This window comes from Enterobacter cloacae complex sp. P29RS (assembly GCF_014893445.1).
GTDB classification, from domain to species: Bacteria; Pseudomonadota; Gammaproteobacteria; order Enterobacterales; family Enterobacteriaceae; genus Enterobacter; species Enterobacter intestinihominis.
In genome coordinates this window covers 21,145-35,795 of the sequence record NZ_JADBPZ010000008.1, presented here as the reverse complement: position 1 = coordinate 35,795, position 14,651 = coordinate 21,145, and the positions used below count along the sequence as shown (strand labels likewise).

16 protein-coding genes are annotated in these 14,651 nt (G+C 54.8%); 13 read left to right on the top strand and 3 right to left on the bottom strand.

All coding sequences use genetic code 11. The features are described from left to right. Nucleotides 1–34: 34 nt before the first annotated feature. The 8 genes from rmuC to tatD all read left to right on the top strand — a co-directional run bounded on the left by rmuC (nt 35) and on the right by tatD (nt 7,044). Nucleotides 35–1,492, top strand: coding sequence for a DNA recombination protein RmuC (gene rmuC / locus IM282_RS07770; protein ID WP_192970295.1), 1,458 nt, complete (start codon nt 35–37; stop codon nt 1,490–1,492). Between the two features lie 66 nt (nt 1,493–1,558). Continuing rightward, the gene (gene ubiE, locus IM282_RS07765; protein WP_022646673.1) at nt 1,559–2,314 is read left to right on the top strand and encodes a bifunctional demethylmenaquinone methyltransferase/2-methoxy-6-polyprenyl-1,4-benzoquinol methylase UbiE; all 756 of its coding nucleotides are present in this window, start codon (nt 1,559–1,561) and stop codon (nt 2,312–2,314) included. Nucleotides 2,315–2,327: 13 nt separating this feature from the next. Then, nucleotides 2,328–2,933: a ubiquinone biosynthesis protein UbiJ gene (gene ubiJ, locus IM282_RS07760; RefSeq protein ID WP_022646674.1), complete on the top strand. Its 606-nt coding sequence runs from the start codon at nt 2,328–2,330 to the stop codon at nt 2,931–2,933. Next, nucleotides 2,930–4,570, top strand: coding sequence for a ubiquinone biosynthesis regulatory protein kinase UbiB (gene ubiB / locus IM282_RS07755; RefSeq protein ID WP_022646675.1), 1,641 nt, complete (start codon nt 2,930–2,932; stop codon nt 4,568–4,570). Before ubiJ ends, ubiB begins: the two co-directional genes overlap by 4 nt. A 76-nt stretch (nt 4,571–4,646) precedes the next feature. After that, nucleotides 4,647–4,901: a Sec-independent protein translocase subunit TatA gene (gene tatA / locus IM282_RS07750; protein ID WP_063152724.1), complete on the top strand. Its 255-nt coding sequence runs from the start codon at nt 4,647–4,649 to the stop codon at nt 4,899–4,901. 3 nt (nt 4,902–4,904) lie between these two features. Continuing rightward, nucleotides 4,905–5,447: a Sec-independent protein translocase protein TatB gene (gene tatB, locus IM282_RS07745; protein ID WP_022646677.1), complete on the top strand. Its 543-nt coding sequence runs from the start codon at nt 4,905–4,907 to the stop codon at nt 5,445–5,447. Nucleotides 5,448–5,449: 2 nt separating this feature from the next. After that, a complete protein-coding gene (tatC, locus tag IM282_RS07740) occupies nt 5,450–6,220 on the top strand; it encodes a Sec-independent protein translocase subunit TatC (RefSeq protein WP_022646678.1) in 771 nt (256 codons plus the stop codon). A 41-nt stretch (nt 6,221–6,261) separates the two neighbouring features. Next, entirely contained in the window at nt 6,262–7,044 is a 783-nt protein-coding gene (gene tatD / locus IM282_RS07735; RefSeq protein ID WP_192970294.1) for a 3'-5' ssDNA/RNA exonuclease TatD, read from the top strand. Here tatD and rfaH read toward each other — a convergent pair. Then, complete coding sequence (gene rfaH, locus IM282_RS07730) at nt 7,041–7,532, bottom strand: transcription/translation regulatory transformer protein RfaH (RefSeq protein WP_032626529.1); 492 nt, start codon at nt 7,530–7,532, stop codon at nt 7,041–7,043. The two genes, tatD and rfaH, sit on opposite strands and share 4 nt — an antisense overlap. 172 nt (nt 7,533–7,704) lie before the next feature. On the opposite strand from rfaH, the gene ubiD reads away from it, so the two are divergent. The 3 genes from ubiD (at nt 7,705) to IM282_RS07715 (ending at nt 11,776) form a co-directional block, all read left to right on the top strand. Further along, entirely contained in the window at nt 7,705–9,198 is a 1,494-nt protein-coding gene (gene ubiD, locus IM282_RS07725; RefSeq protein WP_088581798.1) for a 4-hydroxy-3-polyprenylbenzoate decarboxylase, read from the top strand. Nucleotides 9,199–9,237: 39 nt separating this feature from the next. Further along, nucleotides 9,238–9,939 (top strand): NAD(P)H-flavin reductase, encoded by a 702-nt coding sequence (gene fre / locus IM282_RS07720; RefSeq protein ID WP_003860778.1) that lies wholly within the window; start codon nt 9,238–9,240, stop codon nt 9,937–9,939. 217 nt (nt 9,940–10,156) lie between these two features. After that, nucleotides 10,157–11,776 carry an ABC-F family ATP-binding cassette domain-containing protein gene (locus IM282_RS07715; RefSeq protein WP_192970293.1) on the top strand — a complete coding sequence of 540 codons (1,620 nt, stop codon included), beginning with the start codon at nt 10,157–10,159 and terminating at the stop codon, nt 11,774–11,776. 38 nt (nt 11,777–11,814) lie between these two features. Here IM282_RS07715 and IM282_RS07710 read toward each other — a convergent pair whose 3' ends face one another. Then, entirely contained in the window at nt 11,815–12,102 is a 288-nt protein-coding gene (locus IM282_RS07710; protein WP_003860776.1) for an HTH-type transcriptional regulator, read from the bottom strand. Nucleotides 12,103–12,432: 330 nt separating this feature from the next. Here IM282_RS07710 and IM282_RS07705 point away from each other — a divergent pair, with 330 nt between their 5' ends. Together IM282_RS07705 and cspA are read left to right on the top strand one after the other, a co-directional pair. Further along, nucleotides 12,433–13,143: a DUF3053 domain-containing protein gene (locus IM282_RS07705; RefSeq protein ID WP_023299059.1), complete on the top strand. Its 711-nt coding sequence runs from the start codon at nt 12,433–12,435 to the stop codon at nt 13,141–13,143. A 243-nt stretch (nt 13,144–13,386) separates the two neighbouring features. Next, entirely contained in the window at nt 13,387–13,599 is a 213-nt protein-coding gene (gene cspA / locus IM282_RS07700) for an RNA chaperone/antiterminator CspA (RefSeq protein WP_003860775.1), read from the top strand. A 58-nt stretch (nt 13,600–13,657) separates the two neighbouring features. Here cspA and ghrB read toward each other — a convergent pair whose 3' ends face one another. Then, entirely contained in the window at nt 13,658–14,632 is a 975-nt protein-coding gene (ghrB, locus tag IM282_RS07695) for a glyoxylate/hydroxypyruvate reductase GhrB (RefSeq protein WP_192970292.1), read from the bottom strand. Nucleotides 14,633–14,651: the final 19 nt, after the last annotated feature.

Sequence of the window (14,651 nt, the reverse complement as noted above, 5' to 3'; positions counted from 1 at the left end):
TTTGTGCGGGTTACACGTGGATGCAGGGGGCATTGTGGATATCTCAATCCTGGTTTATGCGGTAGTTGCGCTGGTGAGCGTGGGGATTGGCTGGCTCATTTGCGGCTACCAACATGCTCAGCAGAAAGTCGATCAGCTGGCAGAGCGCGAAGAGATCGTCGCCGAACTCAGCGCGACGAAACAACAGCTTGCGCTGTGTGACCACTGGCGCGATGAGTGTGAACTGCTCAATAACGAACTGCGCAATCTGCGCGACATTAACACCTCGCTGGAGGCCGATCTCCGGGAAGTGACCACCCGCCTTGAATCCACCCAACTGCACGCCGAAGACAAAATCCGTCAGATGATCAACAGCGAGCAGCGTCTTAGCGAGCAGTTTGAGAACCTCGCGAACCGCATTTTTGAGCACAGCAATCGCCGCGTGGATGAGCAGAACCGCCAGAGCCTGAACAGCCTTCTGACGCCGCTGCGTGAACAGCTGGACGGCTTTCGCCGTCAGGTGCAGGACAGCTTTGGTCAGGAGGCTCGCGAGCGCCACACGCTGGCGCATGAGATCCGTAATCTCCAGCAGCTGAATGCGCAGATGGCTCAGGAGGCGGTTAACCTGACGCGCGCACTGAAAGGTGATAACAAAGCGCAGGGAAACTGGGGCGAAGTGGTCATGACGCGCGTGCTGGAGGCCTCTGGCCTGCGTGAAGGATACGAATACGAAACGCAGGTCAGCATTGAAAACGATGCGCGCTCGCGGATGCAGCCGGATGTCATTGTTCGTCTGCCGCAGGGCAAAGATGTGGTTATCGACGCCAAAATGACGCTGGTGGCCTATGAGCGCTACTTCAACGCGGAAGATGACTATACCCGCGAAACAGCGTTGCAGGAGCATATCGCCTCCGTGCGTAACCATATCCGTCTGCTGGGCAGAAAAGATTATCAACAATTGCCGGGGCTGCGATCGCTGGATTATGTGCTGATGTTCATTCCGGTTGAGCCAGCCTTCCTGCTGGCGCTCGACAGACAGCCCGAACTGATCACCGAAGCGCTGAAAAATAACATTATGCTGGTCAGCCCCACCACGCTGCTGGTGGCGTTACGTACCATTGCCAACCTGTGGCGTTATGAGCACCAAAGCCGTAACGCGCAGCAGATTGCCGATCGCGCCAGCAAGCTGTACGACAAAATGCGGCTGTTTGTTGACGATATGTCCTCGGTGGGGCAAAGCCTGGATCGCGCGCAGGATAACTACCGCCAGGCGATGAAAAAACTCTCCTCCGGGCGCGGCAATTTGCTGGCGCAGGCGGAGGCGTTTCGCAGCCTGGGGGTGGAAGTTAAACGCGAGATTAATCCGGAACTGGTGGAGCAGGCTACGGCTCAGGACGAAGAGTTTCGTCTGCGTGAAGGCGATGGTGAGCAAAATAGCCGCAATGAAGACAATGGGTTAGCGGCGAGTTTATCCCCCGAAGCGCAGTCGGCGCGTTTCTTTCACGGTGGTTGAAACGTAGGGCAAATGCGCCCAATCTGTTACACTTCACGAACATTTGACTGATTAGCAGGCTCTGAGATGGTTGACGATTCACAAGACACAACGCACTTTGGCTTTCAGACTGTCGCCAAAGCGCAGAAAGCTGACATGGTGGCCCACGTATTTCATTCCGTGGCGGCGAAGTACGATGTGATGAATGATTTGATGTCGTTTGGCATTCATCGCTTGTGGAAGCGCTTCACTATTGATTGCAGCGGCGTGCGCCGTGGACAAAAGGTACTGGATTTAGCCGGCGGCACAGGGGATCTGACCGCTAAATTCTCCCGTCTGGTTGGCGAAACCGGTCGCGTGGTGCTGGCAGATATCAACGACTCCATGCTGAAAATGGGACGCGAAAAGCTGCGTAACATCGGCGTGGTAGGCAACGTTGAATATGTTCAGGCCAACGCCGAAGCGCTGCCGTTCCCGGACAATACGTTCGACTGCATCACCATCTCCTTCGGCCTGCGTAACGTGACCGATAAAGATAAAGCGCTGCGCTCTATGTACCGCGTGCTGAAGCCGGGTGGCCGACTGCTGGTACTCGAGTTTTCTAAACCGATTATCGACCCGCTGAGCAAAGCTTACGATGCCTATTCCTTCCACGTTCTGCCGCGCATCGGCGAGCTGGTGGCAAACGATGCAGAAAGTTACCGTTATCTGGCCGAATCCATCCGAATGCACCCGGATCAGGACACGCTGAAAGCGATGATGCAGGATGCGGAGTTTGAAAACGTGGAATACTTCAATATGACGGCGGGTGTCGTCGCGCTGCATCGTGGTTACAAGTTCTGAGTGGAGGTTTCCCGTGCCCATTAAACCCTTAGTCACCGCAGGCATCGAGAATGTACTGAATGCCTTTCTGTATCGCGCCCCGGCGCTGAAAACCGCACGTCAGCGGCTTAACGGAAAGGTGCTGCGTATCGTTTTAAAAGAGTTCTCGACGCCGCTTGTGCTGGTCTTCAGCGAACGCCAGCTTGACGTTCTGGGGGAGTGGGAAGGCGAGGCTGACTGCTCGGTGATTACGCACATGAGCGTATTGCCAAAACTGCGTGACCGTCAGCAGATGACGGCGCTTATTCGCAGCGGTGAGCTGGAGGTCGAGGGCGATATTCAGGTGGTACAGAACTTCGTTGCACTCAGCGATCAGGCTGAATTTGACCCCGCGGAACTGCTGGCGCCCTATATCGGCGACATCGCGGCTGAAGGGATAAGCAAAACGCTGCGCACGGGTTCCACTTTCCTGCGTAAAGGCCTGCTCCGTCAACAGCGCTATGCTGCCGAGGTGCTGACCGAAGAGTGGCGTATGGCGCCTGGGCCTTTAGAAGTCGCCTGGTTTGCAGAAGAGACCGCGGCAGTTGAGCGCGCAGTTGATGCGTTAACCAAACGGCTGGAAAAACTGGAGGGCAAATGACGCCTGGTGAAATTCGGCGCCTCTATTTTATCGTTCGCACCTTTTTGAGCTACGGGCTCGACGAGCTTATCCCCAGAATGCGTATCACCCTGCCGCTTCGGCTTTGGCGTCGCACGCTGTTCTGGATGCCGAATCGCCATAAGGATCAGGAGCTGGGCGCACGCCTGCGTCTTGCGTTGCAGGAGCTGGGACCGGTCTGGATCAAGTTTGGGCAGATGCTCTCAACGCGTCGCGACCTTTTCCCGCCGCAGATTGCCGATCAGCTCGCGCTATTGCAGGACCGCGTCGCTCCGTTTGACGGAGAGAGAGCGAAGAAACAAATCGAAGAAGCGATGGGCAATATCCCCATCGAGACCTGGTTTGATGATTTCGACATTCAGCCTCTGGCCTCTGCCTCTATTGCGCAGGTTCACACCGCGCGCCTGAAGGAGAATGGCAAAGAGGTGGTCATTAAGGTGATTCGCCCGGATATCCTGCCGGTTATCAGAGCGGACATGAAGCTGATCTATCGCCTGGCTCGCTGGGTGCCGCGTCTGTTGCCGGATGGCCGCCGTCTGCGTCCGCTGGAAGTGGTACGGGAATACGAAAAAACGCTCATCGATGAACTTAACCTGCTGCGTGAATCGGCGAACGCCATTCAGCTGCGTCGAAACTTTGAAGACAGCCCGATGCTGTATGTTCCTGAAGTTTATTCTGACTATTGCAGTCAGAACATGATGGTGATGGAACGTATCTACGGCATCCCGGTCTCGGACGTGGTAGCGCTGGAAAAACAGGGCACCAACATGAAGCTGCTTGCCGAGCGCGGCGTGCAGGTCTTCTTTACTCAGGTTTTCCGCGATAGCTTCTTCCATGCTGACATGCATCCGGGCAACATTTTCGTCAGCTATGAGCACCCGGAAGACCCGAAATACATCGGCATCGACTGCGGTATTGTCGGCTCGCTGAATAAAGAGGATAAGCGTTATCTCGCCGAGAACTTTATCGCTTTCTTCAATCGCGACTACCGTAAGGTGGCCGAACTGCACGTGGATTCAGGCTGGGTTCCGCCAGATACCAACGTGGAAGAGTTTGAATTTGCGATCCGTACCGTCTGTGAGCCAATTTTTGAAAAGCCGCTCTCAGAGATCTCTTTCGGGCATGTTCTGCTCAACCTGTTCAACACCGCACGCCGTTTTAATATGGAAGTGCAGCCACAATTAGTTTTACTTCAGAAAACATTACTTTACGTTGAGGGCGTAGGCCGCCAGCTCTATCCTCAGTTAGACTTGTGGAAAACCGCGAAACCGTTCCTCGAATCCTGGATTAAGGATCAGGTCGGTATTCCAGCCCTGGTTCGCTCGCTTAAAGAGAAAGGCCCGTTCTGGATTGAAAAAATGCCAGAAATTCCTGAACTGGTTTACGACAGTTTGCGTCAGAGCAAGAACCTTCAGCACAGCATGGATAAAATCGCGCACGAGCTTCAATCCAGTCGCGTGCGTCAGGGGCAGTCCCGCTATCTCTTCGGAATTGGCGCGACGCTGCTGATAAGCGGCACGTTGCTGTTGATCAATCGTCCGGACTGGGAAATGATGCCAGCCTGGATTATGGCTGCCGGTGTGGTTGTCTGGCTTGCTGGCTGGCAAAAAACACGCTGAATTAGCGTCGCTATCGAGGGATTGCATACGTATAATGCGATCTGACTAATTAATCATCTATCACTGGGGAACACGCATGGGTGGTATCAGTATCTGGCAGTTAGTGATCATTGCCGTCATCGTTGTGCTGCTGTTCGGCACGAAAAAACTCGGATCAATTGGTTCCGACCTGGGCGCGTCAATCAAAGGCTTCAAGAAAGCCATGAGCGATGATGAGAGTAAGCAAGAAAAAAGCGGTCAGGACGCTGATTTTACCGCTAAATCTATCGCCGATAAGCAGGACGAAGCCAAAAAGGAAGAGGCCAAACGTCACGATAAAGAGCAGGTGTAATTCGTGTTCGACATTGGTTTTGGTGAGTTACTGCTGGTCTTTGTGATTGGTTTGATTGTGCTGGGGCCGCAGCGTTTACCCGTTGCGGTAAAAACTGTCGTGGGCTGGGTGCGTGCGCTCCGTTCGCTGGCAACGACCGTGCAGAACGAGCTGGCGCAGGAACTGAAGCTTCAGGAATTTCAGGACAGCCTGAAAAAGGTTGAAAAGGCGAGCATGGACAACCTGACGCCGGAGCTGAAAGCATCCATGGATGAGTTGCGCGAAGCGGCTGAATCCATGAAGCGCTCATACAGCGTTAACGATCCTGAGAAGGCGAGTGATGAAGCAAACACCATCCATAATCCGGTGGTGAAGGGCAGCGAAGAGCAGCGCGAGGGTGTGACGCCTTCCAGCGCGGAACATCAGGCTGCTTCGCCAGAGCAATCGCCGCAGGAGCCCGAAGTGAAAAAGCAGGTGCCGCCGGAAGAGCCCGTGGTCAAAACGGCTGAGGTAAAACCCGCCGCGCCCGTTTCCGAATCATCCCCCTCGTCGAGTGATAAAGCGTAAACATGGCAGTAGATGATACTCAACCGCTGATTACGCACCTCATTGAGCTGCGTAAGCGTCTGTTAAACTGCATTATTGCGGTTTTCCTCATTTTTTTATGTCTGGTCTATTTTGCCAACGATATCTATCAGGTGGTTTCCGCACCGCTGATTAAGCAGATGCCGCTGGGCGCAACGATGATTGCAACGGACGTTGCTTCGCCGTTCTTTACCCCGATCAAGCTGACCTTCTGGGTGTCGTTGATTGCCTCTGCGCCGGTCATTTTGTATCAGGTCTGGGCATTTGTGGCACCCGCGCTGTACAGGCATGAACGCAAGCTAGTTATTCCGCTGCTGGTGTCCAGTTCGCTGCTGTTTTATATCGGTATGGCGTTCGCCTACTTCGTTGTCTTCCCGCTGGCCTTCGGCTTCCTGACGCATACCGCGCCGGAAGGGGTACAGGTGTCGACGGACATCGCCAGCTACCTCAGCTTCGTGATGGCGCTGTTTATGGCCTTTGGTGTCGCCTTCGAGGTGCCCGTCGCGATAGTCCTGCTCTGCTGGGTGGGGGTGACCACGCCTGACGATCTGCGTAAGAAGCGCCCGTACATCCTGGTAGGGGCATTTGTCGTAGGTATGCTGTTAACGCCACCGGACGTCTTCTCGCAAACCTTACTGGCCATACCCATGTACTGCCTGTTTGAAGTCGGCGTATTCTTCGCTCGTTTCTACGTCGGAAAGGGGCGTACCCGGGACGAAGAAGACGAGCCGTCTGAAGAGACTACTAAAGAATAAAACCAACCGCCCGACAGGGCGGTTGTCATATGGGGATACGTATGTTTGATATCGGGCTTAACCTGACCAGCGCCCAGTTTGCGAAAGACCGCGATGAAGTGGTGGCGCGCGCGTTTGCCGCCGGCGTGAGCGGGCTGTTACTGACGGGAACAAATCTGCATGAGAGTGAGCAGGCACGGCAGCTGGCGCAACGCTATCAACACTGCTGGTCCACCGCAGGCGTGCACCCTCATGACAGCAGCCAGTGGACGCATGAAAGCGCTGAGGCGCTTCATCGTCTGGCGGCTACGCCAGAAGTGGTTGCCATTGGCGAATGCGGGCTTGATTTCAACCGTAACTTCTCGACGCCTGAAGAGCAGGAGATGGCATTTACCGCCCAGCTCGCGCTGGCTGCAGAGCTGGGGATGCCGGTGTTTATGCACTGTCGCGATGCGCATGAACGTTTTCTGGCGCTACTGGACCCCTGGCTGGAGAAACTGCCAGGCGCGGTGTTGCACTGCTTTACGGGCTCCCGTCAGGAAGCGCTGGATTGCCTGAACCGAGGGCTTTACTTGGGTATCACGGGCTGGGTGTGCGATGAGCGTCGTGGGCTGGAGCTGCGCGAGCTGTTATCCGTAATCCCGGCCGAGCGTTTGTTGCTGGAAACGGATGCGCCGTATCTGTTGCCCCGGGATATGCAGCCCAAACCGGCATCACGACGTAACGAACCGGCTTATCTGGGACACATTGCTGAGCGAGTGGCGTACTGGCGCGGGGAAGACGCGCAGTGGCTGGCAGCCCAAACCGATGACAACGTGCGTCGTCTGTTCGGCGTGCAGTTCTAAACTTTGCGGAAATCGGTGTTTTTAACGCTCTGCAACACCTCTTTGTTCAGCAGGTTGAGCAGCAGCATAGAACGCGCTTCACCGTCTGGTTCAGCGAAGATGGCCTGTAACCCTTCAAAAGCGCCTTCGGTGATCACCACGCTGTCCCCGGCATAAGGGGTTTCCGGATCGGTAATATCTTCAGGCTGCTGGTAGACAGAGAGCTGATGAATAACCGATGACGGTACTCTTGCCGGATGGGCGCCAAAACGCACAAAATGGCTGACGCCGCGCGTGGCGCTGATCGTCGTGGTGTGGATCACTTCGGGGTCGAACTCAACGAACAGATAGTTAGGGAACAGAGGCTCACTGACGGTCGTGCGTTTTCCACGCTGCATTTTTTCAAGCGTGATCACGGGCGTCAGGCAGTTAACAGACTGACGTTCAAGATGTTCCTGTGCGCGCTGAAGTTGCCCGCGTTTGCAATACAGTAAATACCAGGCCTGCATAATCACTCTTCCCATTGTTCGGGGCGCAAGCATACCAAAACCCTGGCGGGATCGCTAAGGTGATTATAATGGCGAAAAAGAGAGTAAGTCGTGGAAGTTCACGCTAATTTAACAAAATTACAGCATCACGCGGTCTTACGCCGTATAATGAAGCGCTTACAGAGAGGCCATGATTAACTGCATGAAATACCACGATCTACGCGACTTCCTGGCGCTGCTGGAAAAGCAGGGCGAACTCAAACGCATTACGCTTCCTGTTGATCCGTATCTGGAAATGACAGAAATCGCTGACCGCACCCTGCGCGCGGGCGGCCCGGCGTTGCTGTTTGAAAACCCAAAAGGCTACGCCATGCCGGTACTGTGCAACTTGTTTGGCACACCTCGCCGCGTGGCGATGGGCATGGGGCAGGAAGATGTCACGGCGCTGCGTGAAGTGGGCAAACTGCTGGCCTTTCTGAAAGAGCCGGAGCCGCCAAAAGGGTTCCGCGACCTGTTCGACAAGCTGCCGCAGTTTAAGCAGGTGTTGAATATGCCCACCAAACGCCTGCGCGGCGCGCCATGCCAGCAAAAAGTGCTGGAAGGCGATGCGGTTGATCTGACCAAAATTCCGATCATGCAGTGCTGGCCTGAAGATGCCGCACCGCTGATTACCTGGGGCCTCACCGTGACGCGTGGGCCGCATAAAGAGCGTCAAAACCTCGGCATTTATCGCCAGCAGCTGATTGGCAAAAACAAGCTCATCATGCGCTGGTTGTCCCACCGCGGTGGCGCGCTGGATTTCCAGGAGTGGTGCGCGGCCCATCCGGGCGAACGCTTCCCGGTTTCCGTCGCGCTGGGTGCCGATCCGGCAACCATTCTGGGCGCGGTGACGCCTGTTCCTGATACGCTGTCTGAATATGCCTTTGCAGGGCTGCTGCGCGGCACCAAAACCGAAGTGGTGAAGTGCATCTCCAATGACCTGGAAGTGCCAGCCAGCGCAGAGATCGTGCTGGAAGGTTACATTGAACAGGGCGAGCTGGCACCCGAAGGGCCGTACGGCGACCACACCGGCTATTACAACGAAGTGGATAACTTTCCGGTATTCACCGTCACGCACATTACCCAGCGTGAAGATGCCATCTATCACTCTACCTACACCGGCCGTCCACCGGATGAACCGGCGGTACTTGGCGTGGCGCTGAACGAAGTGTTCGTGCCGATCCTGCAAAAGCAGTTCCCGGAAATTGTTGATTTTTATCTGCCGCCGGAAGGGTGTTCGTATCGCCTGGCGGTGGTGACGATGAAGAAGCAGTATGCCGGTCACGCTAAGCGCGTGATGATGGGCGTATGGTCTTTCCTGCGCCAGTTTATGTATACCAAGTTTGTGATTGTCTGCGATGATGACGTCAATGCCCGCGACTGGAATGACGTCATCTGGGCCATCACCACGCGTATGGATCCGGCGCGTGATACGGTGTTAGTGGAAAACACGCCGATTGATTATCTGGACTTTGCCTCGCCGGTTTCCGGCCTTGGTTCAAAAATGGGACTGGATGCCACGAACAAATGGCCTGGCGAAACCGACCGTGAATGGGGTCGCCCGATCGAAAAAGATCCTGCCGTGACCGCGCGAATTGACGCGATCTGGGACGAGCTGGCCATAATGAATAACGGTAAGGCAGAATAAGACCGTTTAGCCCTATAGACTTCCCGACAGAGAGAGCGAATGACAACCTTAAGCTGTAAAGTGACGTCGGTAGATGCTATTACCGACACCGTATATCGCGTCCGTTTGGTTCCTGAAGCGGCATTCTCATTCCGTGCCGGTCAGTACCTGATGGTCGTGATGGACGAGCGTGATAAGCGTCCTTTCTCTATGGCCTCAACGCCAGCAGAGAAGGAATTTATTGAGCTGCATATTGGTGCGTCTGAGCTTAACCTGTACGCGATGGCCGTGATGGATCGCATCCTGAAAGAGCGTGAAATCGTGGTCGATATTCCTCATGGCGAGGCCTGGCTGCGTGAAGACGAAGACCGTCCGCTGATCCTGATTGCCGGTGGTACAGGCTTCTCCTATGTCCGCTCTATTCTGTTGACGGCGCTGGCGCGTAATCCAAATCGCGATATCACCATCTACTGGGGCGGCCGTGAAGAGAAGCACCTTTACGATCTGTCTGAGCTGGAAGCGCTGAGCGTCAATCATCCAAACCTGCGCATCGAGCCGGTTGTCGAGCAGCCGGAAGAGGGCTGGCGCGGGCGCAGCGGTACGGTGCTGACTGCGGTATTGCAGGATCACGGAACGCTGGCCGGGCACGATATCTACATTGCCGGTCGCTTTGAAATGGCGAAAATTGCCCGCGACCTGTTCTGCAACGAGCGTGACGCGCGGGAAGATCGTCTGTTTGGCGATGCGTTTGCGTTTATCTGATTGTGAGACCCGCTTCGGCGGGTTTTTTACGCTCGGGCAATAGCGCTGGTGAAAATTTAACCTTGAAATGGGCGGCGCATTGCCGTTATTCTTGTTCCCGTTAAATTTCGCCCTCAGGAGCGCCCCCCAAAAATGAACAAACACGACTGATGAATTTCGATCCTTGCTCAACGCATCGCGTCGGCAGGGGATGTTTTGATTTCATTCAGGAGTGCTTATGGCTCATTTTGCGCAATCCCCCTCTTTTATTTTGCATCAGGTCACCTGTCAGTTTGCGACGGGCGATATCCTTTTTGGTCCACTGAATCTTTCTCTGGATGCGTCAGTGTGTGCGCTGGTTGGCCGCAACGGCAGCGGTAAAACACGCCTTCTGCGTCTGCTGGCAGGGGTTGATGAACCCGCCAGCGGTCACGTTGAGCGCTTTGGTTCACACGTCTATGTGGCGCAGCAGCAGGATATTTCTGCGGATACGACTCTTGCCGGACTGCTTGGTTACGACGCGATCTTTGCGGCGCGCACGCGCATCGACGGCGGTCATTATGAACCCGACGATCTCGACACGCTCGATGGTTACTGGGATCTGGCTGAACGGCTAAGCCAGGCTTTTATCGCTGCAAAACTTCCCTCTTTTGAGCCGAACAAACGCGCGGCAGAGCTAAGCGGCGGCGAGCGCATTCGTGCCTTGCTGTGCGGCGCATTCACCGCGGATGCTGATTACCTGCTGCTGGACGAACCGACCAACCACCTCGACAGGCAAGGCCGCGTGTGGTTCTACGAGCAGCTTTCCCGGTATCAGGGCGGGGTGCTGGTGGCCTCTCACGACCGTGAGTTGCTGGCCCAGGTACCGCGAATCCTTGAACTGAGCGCGTTGGGCTTGCGCAGCTACGGTGGGAATTATGCTGACTATCGAACCCAGCGTGATGCTGAACAGCTGGCTGCCCGCGCCGCGCTGGAGCATGCTGCCACCGAACGCAAGCGTACCCGCGCCCGTATGCATAAAGAGCATGACGACAGCCAGCGTCGTTCGGCCAAAACGCTTCGCACGGTCGACAGCCTTAACATCGCCTCGTTTGAACGGGTCAAATACAAAGGGGCGGCGAAAGAGCGGATTGGTTCCTGGAAAAAACAGCATAGCGATCAAAACCATGCTTTGAACGCTGCGGTCAGCCAGGCACGCGAGCGGGTTGAAGAGGATAACGCGGTGATGTTTACCCTGCCGGGCAGTGAAATCCCGGAAGGGAAACAGGTGCTGGTGCTGGAAGAACTGGTGCTTCCGCACGTGCCTGTCTCCCCGATAAACTGGCGAATGGATGGCCCGATGCGCGTGGCGCTACGCGGGCCGAACGGCTGTGGGAAATCCACGCTGTTGAAAGTGATGTTGGGCGAAACCGCCCCTGTTACGGGAACCTGTAAGGTCTCCGTCAGATGTGCTTATCTCGATCAGCATCTTTCCCGGCTGGATCTGTCGCAGTCGGTGATGACACACCTTAGCCTGGGCAATACGCCGCTCGAAGAGGGGGCGCTGCGTACCCGTTTAGCGCAGCTTCAGCTGGGCGCGGAGAAAGTGACACTTCCACTGGCCGATCTAAGCGGCGGCGAGCGCCTGAAGGCCGCGCTGGCCTGCGTATTGTGGCGTGAAGCGGCAACGCAGCTGTTGCTTCTGGATGAGCCGACCAACCACCTCGATCTGGCTTCCGTTCAGGCCATTGAAGCGGCCCTGGCCGATTATCCCGGCGCGCTGCTGGTGGTGTCGCACGATGAAGCGTTTTTAGCAGGATTAAAGCTGACGCATGAGCTGGTGTGGGAAGAGTCGGGATGGCGATGTGAAAGCCTCTAAACACAAGCCCCCGCAAGGGCGGGGGCAAACAAACTTTATCAGGCTAACTGCTTGCGAAGGTCAGGGTTTGCCTGGATCAGGCGCATCAGCTTTAGCTCGGCTGGGGTAGGTTTTTCACGCTTTGACTCCCACTCCAGCACCATCGCTACGCTGACACCCATCGCTCTTGCGAATTCATCTGTTTTCAGGCCCGACCCTTTGCGTAAACGCTCAAATTCACTAAAAGGATTGGACTTTTGATTCAGGGTAACCGTCGGCGGTACATCTTTAAAAATAATCTGTTCCAGGCTGCTCAGCAGCTCAAACTCAGGATCTTTTAATTCCATTGAGAACTCCTCATAAATCACACATCGGGATCATGAACATCAGAGAGCATGTTAAGAATAGTCCCTAAACCAAACACAGGATCGTCACGGTTGTGATTAATTGTGCGATAACGATCGCTTTACCCGTTTCAGCTATATGGATAGTTATGCTAATTACCTGATTAATCATATGTAGGGATGCACAGGTATTTTTTTGTAAATAGTCAGTACAAAAACGGCAATACCCGTTTTGCATGAAAACTCTATCTTGCAAGGCTGACCTGGACTATCCTTGTCAGCGTTGGGCACGCGTGTGCCGGTGTGCGCTTTTTGGGTGAAAGGAGTAATAAAATGGCGACAGGAAAGTCCTGCTCTCGCTGGTTTGCGCCTATTGCGGCGTTGTTGATGGTTGTTAGCCTGAGTGGGTGTTTCGATAAAGAAGGCGATCAGCGCAAAGCGTTTATCGATTTTCTACAGAATACAGTGATGCGTAGCGGCGAGCGTTTACCAACGCTGACTGCGGATCAGAAAAAACAGTTTGGTCCATTCGTGTCGGATTACGCCATTCTGTATGGCTATTCACAGCAGGTAAGCCAGGCGATGGATTCGGGTATTCGCCCGGTCGTGGATAGCGTCAATGCCATTCGCGTTCCACAGGATTATATGACCCAGCGCGAACCGCTGCGCCAGTCCAACGGCGCCCTTGGGGTGCTGAGCCAGCAGTTGCAAAATGCCAAAATGCAGGCTGATGCGTCGCGCTCCGCGTTGAAGCAGGACGAGGATCTCAAGCCGGTTTATGACCAGGTGTATGAGAAAGTCGTGACCAAGCCGTCAAACGCCTTGCAACCACTGATCCCGGCGGCGCAAGTCTTTACTCAGCAGCTGGTTCAGGTGGGTGACTTTATTAATGAGCAGGGTACGCAGGTGAGCTTCGTCTCTAACGGTATCCAGTTCCCGACCTCCCAGCAGGCGAGTCAGTACAATACGCTGATAGGGCCGCTGGCGTCCCAGCATCAGGCCTTTAGCCAGGCCTGGAGCGCAGCGGTCGCTGCAACGGAATAAGAAAAACCCCCGCTTCGGCGGGGTTTTTTTATGCATGATGAAAATAACGCTTGTCATTCTTCTACCATATCGGTATAACTATCTTCGTCGGTTTGTTACACAGACCTAAAGCAGTTTAGTAAAGCAGTCCAGATTGTTATCCATAGATACCCTTCGTAGTGACCCTTCCTTCATCGCTTAAAAATCTGTAACGCAATCCATCAAGCCGGAAGGCACAATATATTTGTTAATAAGGTAATTTCTATGTCTGCTAAAATGACTGGTCTGGTAAAATGGTTCAACGCTGATAAAGGTTTCGGCTTCATCACTCCTGACGATGGCTCTAAAGACGTGTTCGTACACTTCTCTGCTATCCAGAACGATGGCTACAAATCTCTGGATGAAGGTCAGAAAGTTTCCTTCACCATCGAAAGCGGCGCTAAAGGCCCAGCAGCTGGTAACGTTGTAAGCCTGTAAGCTTCCAACCCAGTAGCACAAAATTCAAAAACCCGCCTTCTGGCGGGTTTTTTCGTTTCTACTGTTGTATCTGCGGGTTAACGCAGTTCTTATCCACTTTACCGCCGAGCGCGGCAATCAGGTTATCCACGGCGGTCGCCGCCATGTTGTAGCGTGTTTCATGAGTTGCAGAGCCGATGTGGGGCAGGGCGACGACGTTTGGCATGTTCAGTAGCGGAGAATCCACCGGCAGTGGCTCCTGTTCAAACACGTCCAGACCGGCGGCGTGGATCTCACCGTTTTGCAGTGCCTCAATCAGCGCCTTCTCATCGACCACCGGGCCGCGACCTGCGTTGATGAAAATGGCCGATTTCTTCATCTTTTCAAACGCCGCCCTGCCGATGAGATGACGCGTTTCATCCGTCAGCGGCAGGATCAGGCAGACAAAGTCGGCTTCCTGCAACAACGTATCAAGCTCGCAGTAACGGGCGTTGAAATGTTCTTCAGCTTCAGCGTGATGACGGCGTGCATTATACAGAATGGGCATGTTGAAGCCGAAATGGGCGCGCTGTGCCAGCGCCAGACCGATACGGCCCATCCCAACAATCCCCAGCGTTTTGCCATGTACGTCCACGCCGAACCAGTCCGGGCCAATGCTTTTCGTCCATTCGCCCGCTTTCACGCGCTCAGCAACTTCCACCACGCGACGAGCAGTGCTGAGCACCAGCGCCATCAGCGTGTCGGCGACGGTTTCCGTCAGAGCATGTGGCGTGTGCATCAGCAGGATGTTGCGCGCGTTAAGCGCATCCACGTCGAAATTGTCGTAGCCCACAGAAACGGTTGAGGTTGCACGAAGCTTCGGCATTTTCTCCAGCAGCGCTGCATCCACCTTTTCGCTTGAACCCAGCAGGCCCTCGGCGCAGGCAAACGCGTCGGCGTGCTGTGCCACGGTTTGCGGGCTGAGGTTCTTTACCCGGGTAACGGTAAAGTGTTCCTCCAGGCGTTTTTGCAGATCTTCAGGCAGTGCTTTGTACAAAATGACGAACGGCTTCATGCTAATCTCCGTTGATTTA